Source organism: Agromyces selenitireducens (assembly GCF_052748465.2).
On record NZ_CM188259.1, the window covers coordinates 1,395,301 to 1,413,688 of the forward strand.

Here is an 18,388-nt window from a genome sequence, read left to right on the forward strand (position 1 = left end):
ACCTCCCTGTCGCCGGCTCGCACCCGATTCGCCCTGCTCGCCCTCGCGATGGGCGGCTTCGGCATCGGAGCGACCGAGTTCGTCGCGATGGGCCTCCTCCCCGACATGGCGGTCGACCTGCTGCCGGGCCTCGCGGCGACCTCCACCGAAGCCGCCAACGCCGCCGCCGGATGGATCATCTCCGCCTACGCGCTCGGCGTCGTCGTGGGCGCCCCCACGATCGCCGCGGCCGCCGCCCGCTGGCCGCGCAAGCAGCTGCTGCTCGCGCTGGCCGCGGCGTTCACGCTCGGCACCGTGGCATCCGCCCTGCTGCCGACCTTCGAGCTGGTGGTCGCCGCACGCTTCGTCGCCGCCCTGCCGCACGGCGCGTACTTCGGCATCGCCTCGCTCGTCGCCGCGAGCCTCATGGGGCCCGGCAAGCGGGGTCGCGGCGTCGCGCTCGTCCTGTCCGGGCTCACGATCGCGAATGTCGTCGGGGTGCCGGCGATCACGTGGCTCGGCCAGCTGGCCGGGTGGCGCATCGCCTACCTCGCGGTCGCGGCCATCTTCGCCGCGACGTTCCTCGCCGTGCTCGTCGCGGTGCCGTGGCAGGCGGGCGACCCCGGGGCGACCATCGGCCGCGAGCTTCGCATCTTCAGCCGCGCGCAAGCCTGGTTCGCGCTCGGCATCGGCGCGATCGGCTTCGGCGGGCTGTTCGCGATGTACAGCTACATCGCCCCGCTCGCGACCGATGTCACCGGGCTCTCCGCGGGTCTCGTCCCGGTCGTCCTCGTCGTCATCGGGCTCGGCATGACCATCGGCAACTTCATCGGCGGGCGCCTCGCCGACTGGAGCGTGCGCCGATCGATGTACCTCGGGTTCGCCGTGATGGCGGGCTCGCTCACGATGCTCGCGCTCACCGCTGCGAACCCGGTCGGACTCGTGGTCGGCGTCTTCCTCGTCGGCGGTTCCGCCTCGGCGCTGTCCCCGACCATCCAGATGCGGCTCATGGACATCGCGCGCGACAGCCAGTCGATCGCGGCGGCGCTCAACCACTCGGCACTGAACATCGGCAACAGCCTCGGAGCGATCCTCGGCGGCGCCGCGATCGCGGCGGGTCTCGGCTACGTCGCGCCCGTCTGGGTCGGGCTCGTGCTCACCCTCGCCGGGGCCGCGCTCGCGCTCGCCTCGTTCGCCCTCGACCGCGCGCGCTCGCGCCGCGGCATCCCGATGCCCTCGATCACCGGCGCGGTCCCCGCGGTCGGCGACTGAGGGCCTGCCGCCGACCGGTCGTCGGCTACTCCGACTGCAGGAGGATGCCGTCGGCGATCGCCCGCTTGCGGAGGGCGACCTTCGTGCCCACGTCGTACCCCGCGAGCCGGTACTTCTCGCGGATGCGCTTCAGGTAGCTCTTCGCCGTCTCCTCCGAGATGCCGAGCTGGAACGCGACGGCCTTGACGGGCTGGCCGGCGCCGTACAGCGCCATGACGCGACGCTCCTGCGCGCTGAGGCGCGGCGCCGCTCCGTCGTCGGCGAGCGCTTCGATGAGCTCGGTCGAGATGTACGTCTCACCGGCCTGCGCCGCGCGGATCGCCTCGATGATGGTCTCGACCGGCTCGGACTTCACGAGGTAGCCCAGCGCGCCCGCCCCGAGGGCCTCGCGCACCACGGCCGGCTCGGAGTACGTGCTCATGAGCATCGTGGCCACGTTCGCCGACTTCAGGGTCGAGAGCTTGATCGAGATCGGGATGTTGTCGCGCAGGTCGAGGTCGAGCAGCACCACGTCGACGGGGAACGCCGGGTGGGCGAGCAACTCCGACCACGACGGCACGGCCGCGACGAGGTCGATGTCGGATGCCGCGCCGCGGACCCACTCGGTGAGCGCACCGAGCAGCATGCGATGGTCGTCGACGATCGCCAGCCGGATCGGGCTGGGGTCGGGTTCGGGCACGTCAGGCTCCCCTCGGTCGAGCGGCGCGGTTCGGCGTCGCGGTTCCTGCGCGGCTCGTGGGGTCGATCCGGCAGTCGATGTCGATGCGGAAGCCGTCGAGCCCTGCGACCGCATCGTGTCTTCCGACATTATCCAGTGCCTCCCACGTCGCCTCGTCGACTCTCCGGACGGTGACGCCCGAGACGTCGAAGCGGATGGCGACGCGGGTCCCGTCGTAGAGCCGGCCGTCGTCGGGTCCGGCTTCCTCCGCGTCGGCGTCGCGGCAGGTCACGAGCACCCGCAGCGGCGGCGCCGACGCCTTGGCGCGCCGTTGTCCGGCGATCAGCCACAGGGCGAGGAGCAGGCCGTCGCGCTGTCCGGGTCCGAGGAGCCCCGCGAGGCCCGCCGGGTCGTCGATCGTGACGCGGCGGCTCAGGTACGCCGACTCGGTCACGGCGTGGCGCAGCCAGGTGTCGGTCCGTCCCTCGATGAGCCGGACGCGCAGCCGTGCCGCGAGCTGCCCGGCCCGCTCGGCGGCGGCAGGCGGCAGCGGGAGCACGATGCGGCCCGCGCCGACGTCGTCGAGCAGCGCCTCGGCGTCGTAGTCGAGCTCGGCGAGCTCCTCCGACGCGCGCATGCCGACGGCGGAGCGCGGGGTCGACACCGTGCTCTGCACGAGCGTCAGGTCGAGTTCCCGGCCGACGAGCCGGCGGAACCCGCGCACGGCGATCACCACGAGCACCACCGGCACCACCGCCGACGCCGCGATCGCCACGCCGATCACCGTGCGCGTGCCGGCCTCGGGCGCCTGCAGCAGCGCCTGGACGGTCAGCACGCCGGCGATCGCGATCGACGCGGCGAGCGGCCCGTGCGTCTCGCGGAGCGCCGCCACCGGCATCAGCAGCGCGGCCGCGGCGGGCGCGGCGGTCGGCGTGATCCCGAGGTGCAGCAGGTCGTCGGTGGCGACGACGTCGAGCCAGATGGGAACGGCGAGCGCCGCGAGGAGTGCGGCGAACACCCAGTCGGGCACCCGGCTGAGCCCGCGGGTCGCGACGACGGCGCCGACGCTGACCAGCCCGAACGCGATCCACGCAGGGCCCGGACCGCGGCCCGGCGGGAAGATCGTCGCGAGGCCCCAGGCGTGGAGGAGATGCGCCAGGACGATCGCGACGCTCGCGACGGTCACGCCCGCCGCGAGCCGGCGACCGCCGTGGGCGCTCCGGATGTCCTCCGCGGCGCGCGCCGACCGGGTCGGACGGCGGAACTGCGCCTCGTGCGTCGTGTCGCGCGGCACGTCTCCGCCCGCCGGCATCCGCTGGAATCGGCTCATGGCTTCGGCACCTCCAGCATCACGGTGGTACCGGAACCCGGGGAGCTGAACACGCGCGCGCGGCCGCCGACGGCGTGGAGGCGGCCGACGACCGATTCGGCGAAGCCCAGCCGGGCCGGGTCCACCGACGCGGGCTCGAAGCCCGCGCCCTGGTCGGTGACCATCGCGCGCACCGTGCGTTCGTCGTCGGTGATCGTCACGTCGGCCTCGCGAACCCCCGAGTGCCGCCGGACGTTCTCGAGGCACTCGCCGAGCGCGCCCAGCAGCGCGTCGAGGGTGTCGCGCGGCAGCACGAGCTGGCCGGCACCGTGCCAGTTCACGTCGAGCCCCATCCGCGCGAAGCGCTGCCGCACGGAGTCGAAGGTCGTGCCGAGTGTGTCGGAGGGGGAGTCCGGTGAGAACGCGGTGCTCGAGCCGTTGTCGAGCGGCGCGCCGAGCCGCAGCTGCTTGAGCAGCCGCGCATCGTCGCCGGCCTGCTGGCGCAGCGCGCTCTCGCCCACGCCGACGCCCGAGTGCGCGAGGAGGCTGAGGGTCGCGAGGACGGTGTCGTGCAGGACGCGAGCGTCCTGCCGCTGCTGCGCCTCGGACTCGCTCGCGAGGCGCTCGGCGCGGTGGGCCCGGCCGACCTCGTCGATCCGCTCGCCGGCCCGCTCGATGGCGCGGGCGAGCCAGAGGCCCGTGGCCGTGGACGCGACCCATCCGGCGATCGACGCGACGAGCACCGTACCGAGGTCGGCGCCCGCGAACCAGGAGGCCACCACCGCGGTGACCACGGCGAGCCCCGAGAGGACGACGAGCGCCACCCCGTTGGGTCGCACGATGGAGGGGATCGCGATCGAGGCGGCCGTGAGCGCACCGGTGACCGCCATCGCGGTCTCGGCGGCGGGATCGATCGTGGGGTCGAGCCCGATCACGAGCAGCAGGACGACGGAGGTCGCGATCGTGCCGAGGATGGGCAGCGTGGCGCCGCGCGCGGTGGCGAGGACGACGAGGACGATGAGCACCAGGTCGACGAGGATCGCGAGCGCGAACCGGTCCGGATCGAGGGCTCCCGGCACCAGCAGGCACGCGAGCGCGAGGACCGCCCCGGTGAGGCTCCCGGCGCGGGCGAGGCGCCGCAGCAGCCGGTCGCGCTCCTTGTCGATCCGGCGCATGCCACCCCTTTCGCGGCTCGGCGGCACGGCGGGCGGGTGCCGTCATCCTCGAAGATAGCCCAGAGTGACCCCCTGATGCGGGTCATCCGCGTGGAACCGGGCCGTGCGGTCCGGTTCCGGTCACGCCGCGAGCAGTGCCGCGAGGGCCGCGCCGACGGCGTCGTCCTCGATGAGGAAGGCGTCGTGGCCGTAGTCGGAGCGCAGCACGAGGGGCTCGTCGCCGTGCACGGCGCGACGCAACCCGTGTGCGAGCTCGCGCTGGCCCTCGAGCGGGAAGTAGCGGTCGCTGTCGATGCCGAGCACCAGCGCCACCGCCTCGATGCGGTCGAGCGCCGACGCGATTCCGCCGCGGCCGCGGCCGATGTCGTGGGAGTTCATCGCCTCGGTGAGCACGAGGTAGCTGTTGGCGTCGAACCGACGGGTGAACTTGTTGCCGTGGAAGTCGAGGTAGGACTCGACCGCGAACCGCCCGCCGCCGCCGAGCGGGTCGAGGCCCGACTGCCAGCTGCGCTCGAAGCGCTGGTTGAGCTCGACGGGCGTGCGATAGTTCAGCATCGCCATGCGCCGGGCGAGCGCGAGCCCGCGGGTCGGCCCGTCGCCGTCGGGCGCGTCGTAGTAGGCGCCGCCGCGGAACGCCGGGTCGCTGCGCACGGCCTCGAGTTGCACGGAGTTCAGCGCGATCTGGTCGGCGGTCGTCGCCGCGGGCGCGGCGAGCACGGCGATCCGCTCGACCGCGTCGGGCGCAGCGAGCGCCCACTCGAGCACGTGCATGGCGCCCATCGAGCCGCCGACGACCGCCGCGAAGCGCTCGATGCCGAGTTCTCTCGCGAACGCGACCTGCGCGGCGACCTGGTCGCGGATCGTGAGGAACGGGAACCGCGCGCCCCACTCGACGCCGTCGGGCGCGAGCGAGGCGGGCCCCGTCGACCCCTGGCACCCCCCGACGACGTTCGGGGCGACGACGAACCAGCGCTCGGTGTCGATCGCGCGGCCGCGGCCGACGACGCCGGGCCACCACCCGGCGCTCGGATGCCCCGGTCCCGACGGCCCGAGCACGTGGCTGTCGCCCGTGAGCGCGTGCAGGACGAGGATCGCGTTGTCGCGCGCCGGCGAGAGCGTGCCCCAGGTCTCGTAGGCGACGCGCACGTCGGGCAGCACCTGGCCGGACTCCAGCGCGAGGTCGCCGATCCTCGCGAACCGGCGGTCGCCGACGGGGTCGCCCGCCCGCCAGGCGCCCGTCGCGGGCGCGCGCCCCGCGAGCTGCCGGGCGGCGCGCGCCTCGGGCACGATGCTCGCGGGCACCGTCTCCGACGTCGTCTGCCAGTCCATCCCCTGATTCTCCCCGACTCCAGCCGTGCCGCGGCGACTGTTACGGCGCCCCGACCGTGGCCGGCGAGAGACGACGGATGCCGCGACCCGGGCGGGACGCGGCATCCGTTCGGTGCTCAGGCGGTCGTCACACGCGCGCGGCCTCCGTGGCGCGCCGCGCGGCGGCGAGGCCCGCCTCGAGGTCGGCCTTGAGGTCGTCGACGTTCTCGATGCCGACCGACAGGCGCACGAGGCCGGGCGTGACGCCCGTCGTGAGCTGCTGCTCGGGCGTCAGCTGCGAGTGGGTCGTCGACGCCGGGTGGATGACGAGCGAGCGCACGTCGCCGATGTTGGCGAGGTGGCTGAACAGCGAGAGGTTGTCGACGAGCGCGCGGCCGGCGTCGACCCCGCCCTTGAGCTCGAACGACAGCACCGCGCCCACGCCCTTGGGCGCGTACGTGTTCGCCGCCGCGTACCACGGGCTGGAGGGCAGGCCCGAGTAGTTCACGTGCGCCACGTCGGGGTGCGAGTCGAGCCACTCGGCGATCTCCTGGGCGTTCTGCACGTGCCGCTCGACGCGGAGCGAGAGCGTCTCGATGCCCTGGATGAGCTGCCAGGCGCTCGCCGGCGCGATCGACGAGCCGAGGTCGCGCAGCAGCTGCACGCGCGCCTTGATGACGTACGCGAGCGCGTCGCCGACCGCGGCCGTGTAGCTCGCGCCGTGGTACGACGGGTCGGGCTCGGTCAGGCCGGGGAACTTCTCGACGTTCTTCGACCACTCGAACCGGCCGCCGTCGACGATGACGCCGCCGATGACGGTGCCGTGACCGCCGAGGAACTTCGTCGCCGAGTGGATGACGATGTCGGCACCGTGCTCGAACGGGCGGATCAGGTACGGCGTCGCGATCGTGTTGTCGACGATGAGCGGGATGCCCGCGTCGTGCGCGATCCCCGAGACGAGCCCGATGTCGAGCACGTTGATCTTCGGGTTGCCGATGGTCTCGGCGAAGAACAGCTTGGTGTTGGGGCGCACCGCGCGGCGCCACTCGTCGGCGTCGTCCTGGTTCTCGACGAAGGTCGTCTCGATGCCGAGCCTCGCGAGCGTGTACTTGAACAGGTTGTAGGTGCCGCCGTAGATCGACGACGACGACACGATGTGGTCGCCGGCCTGCGCGATGTTCAGCACCGCGAACGTCTCGGCCGCCTGGCCGGACGCGACGAGCAGTGCGCCGCTGCCGCCCTCGAGCGCGGCGAGCCGTTCCTCGACGACGGCCTGCGTCGGGTTCATGATGCGCGTGTAGATGTTGCCGAACTCGGCCAGTGCGAACAGGTTCTGCGCATGCTCGGCGGAGTCGAAGACGTACGACGTCGTCTGGTAGATCGGCGTGGCGCGCGCCTTGGTCACCGGGTCGGGTGCGGCGCCCGAATGCACCTGCTTCGTCTCGAAGCGCCAGTCGGCCTGCTCTGCCATGGGGGACTCCTCTCGCGTGGGACGCGGCCGCGCCGCTCCCGTCGCCTCACGGTACGTCCGGTCGATCAGTCGATCAACGGATGCCGCAACACGGCGTCATGCGCCGCGACCGGTCTCGTCGCCGGTCTCGCGAGATGCGCGCGCGTCGGGAGCCGTCGCGTCCTCCGCCGCGCTGCGCGGCGCAGACGGGAGCGGCGGCAGCGCCTCGGGAGGGAGCACGAGCGTGCCGGTCGCCGTGGCCGGCTCCGGCCGGAACAACCACCTGGCTCGCGGCTCGACGAGCGGCCGGAACACGCGCCGCACGGGCCCCAGCGAGAGCACGACCGACACGAGCACGCAGAACGCGATCATGAGCGGGAGCACCCACCACGGCTGCCGCCCTTCGAGCAGCGGCGTCTCGCGCAGCGGGAAGAGCACGAACGAGTGCAGCAGGTAGATGTACATTGTCGCGCTGCCGAACGCGCTGAACCACGTCGTGCGGCGAGGCATGAGCACCAGGAACGCGACCGCGAGCAGCATCGCGAGCAGCAGCAGGAACAGGCGGATGGCGCCCGACCACGGCTCGTCGTACCCGATCGCCTGGTACGACTCGTCGTAGAGCATGAAGCGGCGCAGCCGCAGGTCGCGCCACGTCGTGATCGCGATCGGCATCACCGCGAGCAGCGCGGTGAACAGCGCGATCGCGCCCGCGCGCCAGCGCCACGCGACCGCGGTGGGCAGGTCGAGCCAGCGGTCGGTGATGCGCCACTGGCGCAGCTTCCAGCCGAAGACGAAGAACGGGAACATGCCGAACGTGCGGGTGAGCGCGAGCGTCGAGTCGATCTCGACCGCGTACCCCGCGCCGATCGAGATCGCGATCGCGATGATCAGGGGGTAGCGCAGCAGCACGAGGTAGGGCAGCGCGATGCGCCAGATCGCCAGCGCGATGAGGAACCACAGCGTCCACGACGCGGTCGTGTAGTCGAGCACGAAGTCGCCGCCGAGCAGGAACCGGATGACGGTCCAGATCGTCTCGAAGATGAAGTACGGGAAGACGATGTCGGTGAGCACCTGCCGCATCGCGCGCGCATTCGGCGGCCCGGACTTCGCGAAGTACCCGGACACCGTCACGAACACCGCGACGTGGAACGAGTAGATGAACAGGTACACGCTGTAGGCGGCGTCGTCCTCGGCGATGAGCGGCAGGATGCCGTGGCCGACCACGACGAGCGTGATCGCGATCCACCGCGCGTTGTCCCACAGCGGCACGCGCCGCTTCCGGTGGGGCGGCTTCGGGGCGCGGGCCTGCGGCGTCTGCTGCATCCGCCCATTCTGGCGCACCGCCGTCCGCCGCACATCGGCACGGGCCGCGTCGAGGTGCAGAATGGCCGAATGGACGGCATGCGCGCGGTGGTCACGGGGGCGAGTTCGGGCATCGGCGCCGCGACGGTGCGGATGCTGCGAGCCGGCGGATGGGACGTGGTGGCCGTCGCGCGCCGCGAGGACCGGCTGCGGGCGCTCGCCGACGAGACCGGGTGCGAGGTCTTCGTCGCCGACGTCACGAGCGATGCGGATGTCGCCGCACTCCGCGCGCACCTCGAGGCCGGCGACGGCATCCACGCGCTCGTGAACAACGCCGGAGGCGCGAAGGGGCTCGCCTCGGTCGAGGAGTCGGAGCTCGCCGACTGGTCGTGGATGCTCGAAGTGAACGTGCTCGGGGTGAAGCGGGTCACGAGCGCCCTCCTGCCCCTGCTGCGGCGCGGCGCCGAGCAGCGCGGGGTCGCCGACCTCGTGGTGGTCACGTCGATCGCCGGGCACGTCGCGTACGTCGGCGGCGGCGGGTACAACGCCGCCAAGTTCGCCGCGCACGCCCTGACCGAGGTGCTGCGGCTCGAGCTCAACGGGGAGCCCATCCGCGTCGTCGAGGTCGCACCGGGGATGGTGCGGACCGACGAGTTCGCGCTCGTGCGCTTCGGCGGCGATAGGGAGCGGGCCGATGCGGTGTACGAGGGCGTGCCCGATCCGCTGACGGCCGAGGACGTGGCATCCGTCATCGTCGACGCGATGTCGAAGCCGGCCCACGTGGACCTCGACCTCATCGTCGTCAAGCCCGTCGCGCAGGCTGCGCCGCACCGGCTCGCGAAGGGGCCGCTCGCGGTCCGGTGGGACTCCGAGCGATGAGCGACGGCGGGGTCGAGCGCCGGCAGCGGTGGGTCGACGCGACCGGGCGGTGGCTCGCCTTGCTCGGCATCGCGTTCATCGTCGCGTACACGACGTGGGTGCTCGTGCCCGACCTGCCGGCTCCCGTCGTCGTGGTGTTCAACGTCGTGTTCGGCGTGACGTGGCTGATGTTCCTCCTCGACGCCGTCATGCGGCTCGCGCTCACGCCCCGGGGCGAGCGGTGGCGGTACGCGTGGCGCCATCCCATCGAGCTGCTCTCGGTCATCTTCCCCGTCTTCCGTGCGCTGCGGGTCGTCTCGCTGCTGGGGTACCTCCCGGTGCTCCAGCGCCGCACCACCGAGGCGGTGCGCGCCCGCTTCATCCTCACGGCGATCATCTACGCCACCGTCTACGTGTTCTTCATCGCACTGGCCGTGCTCCAGGCCGAACGCGACGCGCCGGGGGCGAACATCACGAGCTTCGGCGAGTCGGTCTGGTGGGCCGTCGTCACGCTCGCCACGGTGGGGTACGGCGACACCTACCCGGTGACGGTGCTCGGCCGCATGTGGGCGGTGTTCCTCATGGCGGGCGGCGTCGCGATCGTCGGGGTGGCGTCGGCGACCATCATCTCGGTGCTCAACGAGCGCCTCGTCGGCCTCCGGCGCGGAGGGCCGGGCGGCGGGTCCGACATGATCGCCGCGCGACCCGCGCTCGACGAACCGGAGCCCACCGGCGGGGGGCCGGTCGATCCGCCCGACGCGCCGCACGGCCGGTAGCCTGACGGGATGACCTCCGACGCGAAGCAGTCCGACCGATGAGCGTCCACCTGGTCGGCGGCGGGTGGACCCCGCAGCACGCCGAGGCCGTGTACGGCCCCTTCCTCGGCGAAGCCGGCGAGGCAGCATCGCGCGACGGCGCCGACCGCCCGAGGGTGGCCGTGCTCGTCGTCGCCCCGCCCGGGTCGGGCGCGGACGAGCGCGCCCGCTGGACGGCCGCGCTCGAGGCCGCCTCCCCGGCCGATGCGCCGGCCGACGTGATGGTCACGATCGTGGGCGAGGACGGCGAGTTCGCCGCGTCCGCGGTCGCCGGGGCGCACGGGGTGCTCGTCGGCGGCGGCCTCACGCCCGCGTACCGGAGCGCGGTCGAACCCGTCGCGGGCGAACTGCGCCGGCTCGTGGCATCCGGCCTGCCCTACCTGGGCTTCTCGGCCGGTGCGGCGATCGCGGCCGACACCGCGCTGCTCGGCGGATGGCGCATCGGCGGCGTCCCCGTCGCGCCCGAGGAGGCCGCGGAGGACCTCGACGACGTCACCGTCGAGGCGGGCATCGGACTGGTCGACCTCACGATCGACTGCCACGCCGCGCAGTGGGGCACGCTCACTCGGCTCATCGCCGCGACCGAGGCCGGGCTCGTCGACGGCGGCATCGCGATCGACGAGGACACCCTGTTCTCGATCGGCGCCGCCGGGCTGCGCGTCGCCGGCGCGGGCAGCGTCTGGAGCGTCACCGCCGGCGACGACGGCGTCGTGGTCCGGAGCATCACCGGCTGATGGGCCGCACGCTCCCGGAGCTCGCCGACGCGGGCCTGATCGACTCGAGCTGGGCCGACGCGCTCGCGCCCGTCGCCGACGACATCGCGCGGATGGGCGACTTCCTCCGCGCCGAGGTCGCGGACGGCCGGGACTACCTGCCGGCCGGCGATCGGGTCCTGCGGGCCTTCCAGCAGCCCGTCGGCGACATCCGCGTGCTCGTCGTCGGGCAGGATCCGTATCCGACGCCGGGCCACCCGATCGGGCTGTCCTTCGCCGTCGAACGCCACGTCCGGCCGATCCCGCGGAGCCTCGCGAACATCTACCGCGAACTCGCCGACGACCTGGGCCTGGAGCCGCCCCCGCACGGCGACCTCGGCGCGTGGAACCGGCACGGCGTCATGCTGCTGAACCGCGTGCTCACCGTGCGGCCCGGCGAATCGGGTTCGCACCGCGGGAAGGGGTGGGAGCGGGTCACCGACCACGCCATCCGCACGCTCGTCGCGCGCGACGCCCCGCTCGTGGCGATCCTCTGGGGACGCGACGCGCAGTCGCTCGCGCCACTGCTCCGCGACACGCCCCGCATCGCATCCGCGCACCCGAGCCCGCTCTCGGCGACCCGCGGGTTCTTCGGCTCGCGGCCGTTCAGCCGAGCGAACGCGCTGCTCGAGGCGCGCGGCGGCCGGCCGGTGGACTGGTCGCTCGCGGACTGAGGCGGCGGACGGCCGCAACCGTCATCCGTTCGCAACACGGCGCGCGTAGCATTGCGGAATGCTCGAGGAGGAATACCAGCAGCGCCGGAGGCTGCCCCGGCACCTGCGTCCGCCCCAGCCCGGCGAGACGCCGTTCTCCTACGAGATCCGGCCCGCGAGGCCCGCCGACCTGCCCGCGGTGCGGGAGATCTACAACTACTACGTCGCCAACTCGATGGTCACGTTCGACGAGGACGCGATGACCCTCAGGGAGTGGAAGCAGAGGTTCGCGATGCTGCAGAAGCTCGGCATGCCGTTCCTCGTCGCCGAGTCGCCGTCGGGCCAGATCCTCGGGTACGCGCTCGTGACGCCGTGGAAGCAGAAGCGCGCCTACCGCTACACGGTCGAGGACTCGATCTACCTCGGCCCCGCGGCATCCGGCAAGGGACTCGGACGCGCGCTGCTCGGCGAGCTCATCGAGGCGTCCAGGGCCGCCGGGCTCAAGGAGATCCTCGCGGTCATCGCCGACCAGGGCGCCGAGGCGTCGATCGCACTGCACGAGCGGTTCGGCTTCACCGAGATCGGGCGCATGGGCCGCGTCGGGTTCAAGTTCGACCGGTGGCTCGGTACCGTCCTGTTGCAGAAGTCGCTCAAGTAGCCGGGCGGACGCCGCCGCTCAGGCGATGACCTCGAGCGTGCCCTGCAGCGCGGGCAGCATGAGCGCCACCACGAGTCCGGTCGCCCCGAACAATGCGGGGTGCGCGAGCCCGATCACGGTGCGCCGGAGCGCGGGGCGGCCCTCGAGCATCGGCGTCGGCACGCGGTCGGCCGCGGGCGCCTCGCTCCAGCCGCGGACGCGCGCGAGGAACCACGCGCAGCGCAGCACGAATGCCGCCCACAGCAGGCCGACCAGTATCGGAACGAGGAACACCATGATGTCGAAGCCGATGCCGATGACCTCGTCCTCCCGGCCCTCGGCGGCGAGCTGGATGGCCTGCGAGATCGCCGCGCCCACCACGACCGACGCGCTCCAGGCGATGACGGCGATGACGAGCGCCGCGTAGCGCACCGCGAAGTGGCCGAACACCGATCCCATCTCGTCGAAGTGCCGCCGAGGGGTGGCGTGCAGCACCGTGACGGTCGCGGCGAGCGACGGTACGACCATCGCGGTGAGCACGAGCGCGTCGGCCCACGTCGGCCACTCGGCGACCAGTGCCACGACCAGCAGCGCGCCGAAGGCGAGGCTCCAGGCGACGCCCCAGGCCAGCGGATGCCGCGCCACGGCACCGACGATGCGCGTTCCGGCCACCCCCGCCACGTGCGCCACTCTACCGGCGCGCCTGCGTAGGCTCGTGGCGTGGCCGACCGGATCGAGGACCTTCACGAGTACACGGCGCTCCAGCTGCACCAGCTGCTGCAGCGCGGCGAGGTGACGCCCGTCGAGGCGACCGGGCACTTCCTGGCGCGGATCGAGCGGCTCGACCCCGTGGTCGGCGCGTTCGCGGCGGTCACGCCCGAGCTCGCGCTCGAGCGGGCGCGCGCGGTCGAGCGCGACGTGCCGCGTGCGGCGCCGCTGTGGGGCATGCCGCTCGCCGACAAGGACCTCCACCCGCGCGCGGGCGTGCCCACGGCGTTCGGATCACGCGCGCACGCCGACCACGTGCCCGACGAGTCCGACGACCTCGTCGACGCGGTCGACGCGGCCGGAGCGGTGAGCCTCGGCAAGACGGCGACGCCCGAGTACGGGCTGCCGTCGTACACCGAGCCGCTCGCGGGCCGCCCGGCGCGGAACCCGTGGGACCTCGCGCTCGGCGCGGGCGGCTCGAGCGGCGGTGCGGCCGCGGCCGTCGCCGCGGGAATGCTGCCCTTCGCCCCGGGCAGTGACGGGGGCGGATCCATCAGGATCCCGGCGGCATCATGCGGACTCGTCGGCGTGAAGCCCTCGCGCGGTCGCGTGCCGGCAGGGTCGGGGCTCGACCGGGTCGCGGGGCTCGGCGTGGTCGGACCGATCGCACGCACGGTGGCCGACGCGGCGCTGCTGCTCGACGGCATGGTCGCGCCGCGCGGGTACCCGCCGCAGCATCCGTTCGCGGTGCGCGCACCGGGGGAGGACGGGCCCTACCTCGGGGCCGCGATCCGCGGCGAGGGCCGATTCCAGGTGGCGGTCATGACGGAGACGCCGTGGGACGACTTCACCGACATCCGGCTGGACTCGTCGGCGCGGGCCGCGCTCGAGGCGGGCATCGCGCTGCTCGATCGGCTGGGCCACGGCGTCGAGGAGCTCGCGCCGTCGCCCGAGCCGGGCTATCCGGGGGCGTTCCGCACGATCTGGCAGGCCGGCGCGGCGACGATCGACGTGCCCGACGAGCGGCACCACCGGCTCGAGCCGCTCACGCGGTGGCTGATGGCGCGCGGTCGCACGTTGACGGCCGCCGACCTCGCGTCCGCGCTGTCGTGGCTTGCGGGCTTCGAGCGACGCACGATCGCCCGGCTCGCGCCGTTCGACGCGGTGCTCACGCCTGCCCTCGCGCTCGAACCGCGGCCGATCGGCTGGTACGACGCCGAGGACGGCGAGGCGAACTTCGCGCAGCAGGTGCGGTTCACCCCGTACACGTCGTTCGTGAACGTCGCGGGCCTGCCGGCGTTGACGCTTCCCGTGCACGACACGGAGGCCGGGCTGCCGATGGGCGTGCAGCTCATCGGACGGCCGGGCGGCGAGGCGACGCTGTTCGCGCTCGCCGCGCAGCTCGAGCGGGCGGCGCGACGGGGTCGACGGCGGCCTCCCGTGTGGTGAGGGGTGAGCGGATGCCGCGAGCGTGATTCGAGGTTGTGGTGGGTGTCCGGCCGTGTGCAAGACTTAGGTAATGCTTACCTCACTCGCCGCGTCGCCCGAGGCCGTACCCCGCCCGCGCCCCGCCTACCGCGGTTTCCGCGCCGCTGTGGCCCGCGTCGAGCGACTCACGCCCCACTTCACGCGCGTCACGTTCGCCGGCGACGACCTCGCGAGCTTCGGCACGGCGGGCCTCGACCAGCGGGTGAAGGTCGTGCTGCCGCTCCCCGAGATCGGCTTCGCCGCGTTCCCCGAGGGCGATGACTGGTTCGGCGCCTGGCGGCAGCTGCCCGCCGAGGAGCGCAACCCGTTCCGCACCTACACGATCCGCGCCGTCCGGCCCGAGCTGCACGAGGTCGACGTCGACTTCGTCGCGCACGGCGACACGGGCCCCGGTTCGGCCTGGGCGACGCGCGCGCAGCCCGGCGACGAGATCGTCCTCGTCGGCCCCGACGAGCTCAGCGAGGGCCGCACCATCGGCATCGACTGGCGCCCGGGCGACGTCGACACCGTGCTGCTCGCGGGCGACGAGACCGCCGCCCCCGCGATCTGCGCGATCCTCGAGTCGCTGCCCGCAGACGCGTCCGGCGCCGCGATCATCGAGGTGCCGAGCGCCGACGACGTGCTGCCCGTCCGCGCACCCGTCGGCGTCGAGGTGCGCTGGCTCCCGCGGGTCCACGAGCAGTCGCACGGCGAGCGGCTCGTTCCCGCCGTCCGGGACTGGGTCGCCCGCACCTGCTGGCTGCGCGACTGCGCCGACCCCGCGTCGGCCGCCGCCGAGTCGTCGCGCCGCACGCTCGCCGAGCTCGAGTCGGCCGCCGACGCCGACGGCATCCTGTGGGACGTGCCCGAGGGCACGAGCCTCGACGGCGACTGCTACGCGTGGATCGCGGGCGAGGCGTCGGTCATCAAGGCGCTGCGTCGGTTCCTCGTGCAGGACGCCGGGCTCGACCGTCGCCAGGTGGCGTTCATGGGCTACTGGCGCCGCGGCCGCGCCGAGCTCGACTGAGCCGGACATGAGCCAGCGGATGCCGGTCGCCGCCCGGTCGCGCCCGGTCGCGGATGCGCCGACCCGCCCACCCGTGGGGTCGCGCCGACGGCGCGTGCCGGCCGGCGTCGTGCTCGCGGCATCCGTCGCCCTGCTCGTCGTGGTCGTCCTCGCGAGCCTCGCCATCGGATCGCGCGCCGTGCCCCTCGACGTGGTGTGGAGCGCATTCGCCGCGCCCGTCGAAGGCGACACCGACCAGCTCGTCGTGCGCGAGCTGCGGTTGCCGCGCGCGGTCGTCGGGCTGCTCGCCGGCGCCGCCTTCGGTGCGGTCGCCGTCGTCCTGCAGGGTGCGACTCGGAACCCGCTCGCCGATCCGGGCCTGCTGGGCCTCAACGCGGGCGCGGCGCTCGCGGTCGTCGCGGCGATCACGTTCCTCGGCGTCGCCACGCCCCTCGGATTCGTGTGGTTCGCGTTCGCCGGCGCCGCGGGGGCGGCCGTGATCGTGTTCGCCGTCGGGTCGACGGGCGGCGGGGCGACGCCCGCGAGGCTCGCCCTCACCGGAGCCGCCGTCATGGCAGCCGCCACCCCCCTCATCACGCTCATCCTGATCCGGGACCTCTCGACGTTGAACCAGTACCGTTTCTGGTCGGTCGGCTCGCTCGCGGGCCGCGGCCTCGACACGGCGGCGGCCCTCTGGCCGTTCCTCCTGGCGGGCCTCGCCCTCGCCGTGTGGCTCGCCCCGAAGCTCAACCTGCTCGCGCTCGGCGACGACGTCGCACGCGGGCTCGGGGTGCGGCTCGGCGCCACGCGGATCGCGACCGCGGCCGCCGTGATCGTCCTCGCCGGCACGGCGACCTCGCTCGCCGGTCCGATCGCGCTCCTCGGCCTCGCCGTCGCGCACGCCGCGCGAGGGCTCGTCGGGGGCGACTACCGGTGGCGCATCGCGCTCTCCGCGGTGCTCGGGGCGATCGTGCTCGTCCTCTCCGACGTCATCGGCCGGGTGGTCGCTCCGCCCGCGGAGCTCGAGGCGGGGATCGTCGCGGCCGTCGTCGGCGCGCCCGTGCTCATCGCGCTCGTCCGTCGCCGAGGGGGAGCGACGTGGTGAGCGCCGCGAGCCGCGCCGTGTCGAGCGTCCGCCCGCCGGGCGCGGGCGCGGCGGCCGACATCGCCCGCGCCGTCGCCGCCGTGCACGCGGCCGCCCGCCGGCGCGCGCTCCTCGTGTCCGTCGGCGCCGGCGTGCTCGTGGTCGTCGCGGCGACCGGGGCGCTCCTGCTCGGTGCCGCGGGGGTGAGCGCGCCCGAACTCGTCGCCGCGCTCACCGGTCAGGGCGACGCGAAGACGAACCTCGTGGTGTTCCGCCTGCGGCTGCCGCGCGTGGCCGCCGCCCTGATCGCCGGCGTCGGCCTCGGCCTCGGCGGAGCGTTGTTCCAGTCCACGCTGCGAAACCCGCTCGCGAGTCCCGACATCCTCGGCGTCACGGGCGGTGCGAGCCTCGCCGCGGTCACGGCCATGCTCCTGTTCGGGCTCTCCGGGCCCGCCGTCTCGGTCGCGGCGTTCGCGGGAGCCCTCGCGGTGGCCGCCGTCATCTGGGCTCTCGCGTGGCGCGACGGGCTCACCGGCATCCGCTTCGTGCTGGTCGGCATCGGCGTCGCGTCGATCGTGTCGGGCCTGCTCGGCTGGCTCATCACGCGCGCCGAGATCCGCGAGGCACCGGCCGCGCTCGTGTGGATGGTCGGCGGCGTGTCGAGCATCCGCTGGGACGAGCTGGCGCTCGCGGGCGTCGCCCTCACCGTCGTCGCCCTGCTCGCTGCCGCCTTCTCGCCGCGGATGCCGCTGCTCGCGCTCGACGACGACACCGCCCGCGGGCTCGGCGTCGACGTCACCCGGGCGCGTCTCGCTGCCGTCGTCCTCGGCGTCGCGGCGGTCGCGGTCGCGACCGCACTCACCGGCCCGATCGCCTTCGTCGCGCTCGTCGCGCCGCCGGTCGCGCGGGCGCTCGTGGGCAACGGCCGCATCGCGCTCGCCGCATCCGCGCTCGTCGGTGCGGCGATGGTGCTCGTCGCCGACCTCGTCGCCCAGCACGCGCTCGGCGGCGTCGCGGTGCCGGTCGGCATCGTCACGGGCCTCGTCGGGGCCCCGTACCTGCTGTGGCTCATCGCCCGCGGCAACCGGAAGGGAGCAGACGGATGACGCATCCCATCTCGCATGCGCTGCGCGCCGAATCGCTGCGGCTCGGCTACGACGGCCGCACCGTGATCGACGACCTCGACCTCGAGGTTCCCGACGGGTGCATCACCGCGATCGTCGGACCGAACGGCAGCGGCAAGTCGACGCTGCTGCGCGGGCTCGCGCGGCTGATCGCGCCCGGGTCCGGCCGCGTGACGCTCGACGGTCGCGACGTCCGCTCGTTCGGCGCACGCGAGTTCGCGCGCCGCGTCGCCGTGCTGCCGCAGCAGCCGGTCGCGCCCGACGGCGTCCTCGTGTCCGAGCTCGTCGCGCGGGGGCGCCATCCGCACCGTGGCTGGTTCGGAGGCCGATCGTCGGACGACGACCGCATCGTGGCGGAGGCGCTCGCGGCGACCGAGACGGCCGAGTTCGCCGCCCGTCCCGTGTCCGAGCTCTCGGGCGGCCAGCGGCAGCGCGTCTGGATCGCGATGGTCCTCGCGCAGCGCGCGGGCATCGTGCTGCTCGACGAGCCGACGAGCTTCCTGGACGCGGCGCACCAGCTCGAACTGCTCGACCTGCTCACCGAGTCCAACCGGCAGCACGGCACGACCGTGGTCATGGTGCTGCACGAGCTGAACCTCGCGGCGCGCTACGCGGATCACCTCGTCCTCGTCGACGCCGGCCGCATCCGCGCCTCGGGGAGCCCGGCGGACGTGATGACGGCGGAGACGGTCGCGGCGGCGTTCGGACTGGAGTGCCTGGTGACCGAGGACCCGGTCGCAGGGTCGCCGCTGGTCGTGCCGATCGGGCGGTACCACCGGGGCGCGGCCTGACGTCGCCGCCCATGACCGCATGTGTCATTCGTCTGAGTAA

18 protein-coding genes are annotated in these 18,388 nt (G+C 73.8%); 11 read left to right on the forward strand and 7 right to left on the reverse strand.

What is annotated here, in order from left to right; all coding sequences use genetic code 11:
* Positions 1-48: 48 nt before the first annotated feature.
* Positions 49-1,251 (forward strand): MFS transporter, encoded by a 1,203-nt coding sequence (locus tag ACULK4_RS06490; protein ID WP_445965572.1) that lies wholly within the window; start codon positions 49-51, stop codon positions 1,249-1,251.
* A 25-nt stretch (positions 1,252-1,276) separates the two neighbouring features.
* Here ACULK4_RS06490 and ACULK4_RS06495 read toward each other — a convergent pair whose 3' ends face one another.
* The 6 genes from ACULK4_RS06495 to ACULK4_RS06520 all read right to left on the reverse strand — a co-directional run bounded on the left by ACULK4_RS06495 (position 1,277) and on the right by ACULK4_RS06520 (position 8,474).
* Positions 1,277-1,876 carry a LuxR C-terminal-related transcriptional regulator gene (locus ACULK4_RS06495; RefSeq protein ID WP_501043379.1) on the reverse strand — a complete coding sequence of 200 codons (600 nt, stop codon included), beginning with the start codon at positions 1,874-1,876 and terminating at the stop codon, positions 1,277-1,279.
* Positions 1,877-1,931: 55 nt separating this feature from the next.
* A complete protein-coding gene (locus ACULK4_RS06500) occupies positions 1,932-3,239 on the reverse strand; it encodes a hypothetical protein (protein ID WP_445965318.1) in 1,308 nt (435 codons plus the stop codon).
* Positions 3,236-4,393, reverse strand: a complete 1,158-nt coding sequence (locus tag ACULK4_RS06505) for a sensor histidine kinase (RefSeq protein ID WP_445965319.1) — start codon at positions 4,391-4,393, stop codon at positions 3,236-3,238. The genes ACULK4_RS06500 and ACULK4_RS06505 overlap by 4 nt, the downstream gene beginning before the upstream one ends.
* Before the next feature lie 120 nt (positions 4,394-4,513).
* Entirely contained in the window at positions 4,514-5,722 is a 1,209-nt protein-coding gene (metX, locus tag ACULK4_RS06510; RefSeq protein WP_445965320.1) for a homoserine O-acetyltransferase MetX, read from the reverse strand.
* A 127-nt stretch (positions 5,723-5,849) separates the two neighbouring features.
* Complete coding sequence (locus tag ACULK4_RS06515; RefSeq protein WP_445965321.1) at positions 5,850-7,172, reverse strand: bifunctional o-acetylhomoserine/o-acetylserine sulfhydrylase; 1,323 nt, start codon at positions 7,170-7,172, stop codon at positions 5,850-5,852.
* Between the two features lie 96 nt (positions 7,173-7,268).
* Positions 7,269-8,474 carry an acyltransferase family protein gene (locus ACULK4_RS06520; RefSeq protein ID WP_445965322.1) on the reverse strand — a complete coding sequence of 402 codons (1,206 nt, stop codon included), beginning with the start codon at positions 8,472-8,474 and terminating at the stop codon, positions 7,269-7,271.
* Between the two features lie 69 nt (positions 8,475-8,543).
* On the opposite strand from ACULK4_RS06520, the gene ACULK4_RS06525 reads away from it, so the two are divergent.
* Genes ACULK4_RS06525 through ACULK4_RS06545 form a run of 5 tightly spaced genes read left to right on the forward strand, consistent with a single transcriptional unit; the run spans position 8,544 to position 12,189 of the window.
* On the forward strand, positions 8,544-9,332 hold the full coding sequence (locus tag ACULK4_RS06525) for an SDR family oxidoreductase (RefSeq protein WP_445965323.1): 789 nt from the start codon (positions 8,544-8,546) through the stop codon (positions 9,330-9,332).
* Positions 9,329-10,087, forward strand: coding sequence for a potassium channel family protein (locus ACULK4_RS06530; protein WP_445965324.1), 759 nt, complete (start codon positions 9,329-9,331; stop codon positions 10,085-10,087). Before ACULK4_RS06525 ends, ACULK4_RS06530 begins: the two co-directional genes overlap by 4 nt.
* A 38-nt stretch (positions 10,088-10,125) precedes the next feature.
* On the forward strand, positions 10,126-10,860 hold the full coding sequence (locus ACULK4_RS06535; protein WP_445965325.1) for a type 1 glutamine amidotransferase family protein: 735 nt from the start codon (positions 10,126-10,128) through the stop codon (positions 10,858-10,860).
* Positions 10,860-11,552 carry a uracil-DNA glycosylase gene (locus ACULK4_RS06540; RefSeq protein ID WP_445965326.1) on the forward strand — a complete coding sequence of 231 codons (693 nt, stop codon included), beginning with the start codon at positions 10,860-10,862 and terminating at the stop codon, positions 11,550-11,552. The genes ACULK4_RS06535 and ACULK4_RS06540 overlap by 1 nt, the downstream gene beginning before the upstream one ends.
* A 58-nt stretch (positions 11,553-11,610) precedes the next feature.
* Entirely contained in the window at positions 11,611-12,189 is a 579-nt protein-coding gene (locus ACULK4_RS06545) for a GNAT family N-acetyltransferase (RefSeq protein WP_445965327.1), read from the forward strand.
* A gap of 18 nt (positions 12,190-12,207) precedes the next feature.
* On the opposite strand, the gene ACULK4_RS06550 is transcribed toward ACULK4_RS06545, so the two are convergent.
* Positions 12,208-12,849 (reverse strand): hypothetical protein, encoded by a 642-nt coding sequence (locus ACULK4_RS06550; protein WP_445965328.1) that lies wholly within the window; start codon positions 12,847-12,849, stop codon positions 12,208-12,210.
* Positions 12,850-12,900: 51 nt separating this feature from the next.
* Between ACULK4_RS06550 and ACULK4_RS06555 the strand changes: the two genes are divergently transcribed.
* The 5 genes from ACULK4_RS06555 (at position 12,901) to ACULK4_RS06575 (ending at position 18,348) form a co-directional block, all read left to right on the forward strand.
* Positions 12,901-14,325: an amidase gene (locus tag ACULK4_RS06555; protein WP_445965573.1), complete on the forward strand. Its 1,425-nt coding sequence runs from the start codon at positions 12,901-12,903 to the stop codon at positions 14,323-14,325.
* Between the two features lie 70 nt (positions 14,326-14,395).
* Positions 14,396-15,370, forward strand: a complete 975-nt coding sequence (locus ACULK4_RS06560) for a siderophore-interacting protein (RefSeq protein WP_445965329.1) — start codon at positions 14,396-14,398, stop codon at positions 15,368-15,370.
* Positions 15,371-15,377: 7 nt separating this feature from the next.
* Positions 15,378-16,454 carry a FecCD family ABC transporter permease gene (locus tag ACULK4_RS06565; protein ID WP_445965330.1) on the forward strand — a complete coding sequence of 359 codons (1,077 nt, stop codon included), beginning with the start codon at positions 15,378-15,380 and terminating at the stop codon, positions 16,452-16,454.
* The gene (locus ACULK4_RS06570; protein ID WP_445965331.1) at positions 16,451-17,539 is read left to right on the forward strand and encodes a FecCD family ABC transporter permease; all 1,089 of its coding nucleotides are present in this window, start codon (positions 16,451-16,453) and stop codon (positions 17,537-17,539) included. The genes ACULK4_RS06565 and ACULK4_RS06570 overlap by 4 nt, the downstream gene beginning before the upstream one ends.
* Positions 17,536-18,348, forward strand: a complete 813-nt coding sequence (locus ACULK4_RS06575) for an ABC transporter ATP-binding protein (RefSeq protein ID WP_445965332.1) — start codon at positions 17,536-17,538, stop codon at positions 18,346-18,348. Before ACULK4_RS06570 ends, ACULK4_RS06575 begins: the two co-directional genes overlap by 4 nt.
* Positions 18,349-18,388: the final 40 nt, after the last annotated feature.

Excerpts from the sequence above, each read along its gene's own strand:
- ACULK4_RS06490 (WP_445965572.1), top strand. The coding sequence starts at position 49 with ATGGGCGGCTTCGGCATCGGAGCGACCGAGTTCGTCGCGATGGGCCTC.
- ACULK4_RS06495 (WP_501043379.1), bottom strand. The coding sequence starts at position 1,876 with ATGCTGCTCGGTGCGCTCACCGAGTGGGTCCGCGGCGCGGCATCCGAC.
- ACULK4_RS06500 (WP_445965318.1), bottom strand. The coding sequence starts at position 3,239 with ATGAGCCGATTCCAGCGGATGCCGGCGGGCGGAGACGTGCCGCGCGAC.
- ACULK4_RS06505 (WP_445965319.1), bottom strand. The coding sequence starts at position 4,393 with ATGCGCCGGATCGACAAGGAGCGCGACCGGCTGCTGCGGCGCCTCGCC.
- metX (WP_445965320.1), bottom strand. The coding sequence starts at position 5,722 with ATGGACTGGCAGACGACGTCGGAGACGGTGCCCGCGAGCATCGTGCCC.
- ACULK4_RS06515 (WP_445965321.1), bottom strand. The coding sequence starts at position 7,172 with ATGGCAGAGCAGGCCGACTGGCGCTTCGAGACGAAGCAGGTGCATTCG.
- ACULK4_RS06520 (WP_445965322.1), bottom strand. The coding sequence starts at position 8,474 with ATGCAGCAGACGCCGCAGGCCCGCGCCCCGAAGCCGCCCCACCGGAAG.
- ACULK4_RS06525 (WP_445965323.1), top strand. The coding sequence starts at position 8,544 with ATGGACGGCATGCGCGCGGTGGTCACGGGGGCGAGTTCGGGCATCGGC.
- ACULK4_RS06530 (WP_445965324.1), top strand. The coding sequence starts at position 9,329 with ATGAGCGACGGCGGGGTCGAGCGCCGGCAGCGGTGGGTCGACGCGACC.
- ACULK4_RS06535 (WP_445965325.1), top strand. The coding sequence starts at position 10,126 with ATGAGCGTCCACCTGGTCGGCGGCGGGTGGACCCCGCAGCACGCCGAG.
- ACULK4_RS06540 (WP_445965326.1), top strand. The coding sequence starts at position 10,860 with ATGGGCCGCACGCTCCCGGAGCTCGCCGACGCGGGCCTGATCGACTCG.
- ACULK4_RS06545 (WP_445965327.1), top strand. The coding sequence starts at position 11,611 with ATGCTCGAGGAGGAATACCAGCAGCGCCGGAGGCTGCCCCGGCACCTG.
- ACULK4_RS06560 (WP_445965329.1), top strand. The coding sequence starts at position 14,396 with ATGCTTACCTCACTCGCCGCGTCGCCCGAGGCCGTACCCCGCCCGCGC.
- ACULK4_RS06565 (WP_445965330.1), top strand. The coding sequence starts at position 15,378 with ATGAGCCAGCGGATGCCGGTCGCCGCCCGGTCGCGCCCGGTCGCGGAT.
- ACULK4_RS06575 (WP_445965332.1), top strand. The coding sequence starts at position 17,536 with ATGACGCATCCCATCTCGCATGCGCTGCGCGCCGAATCGCTGCGGCTC.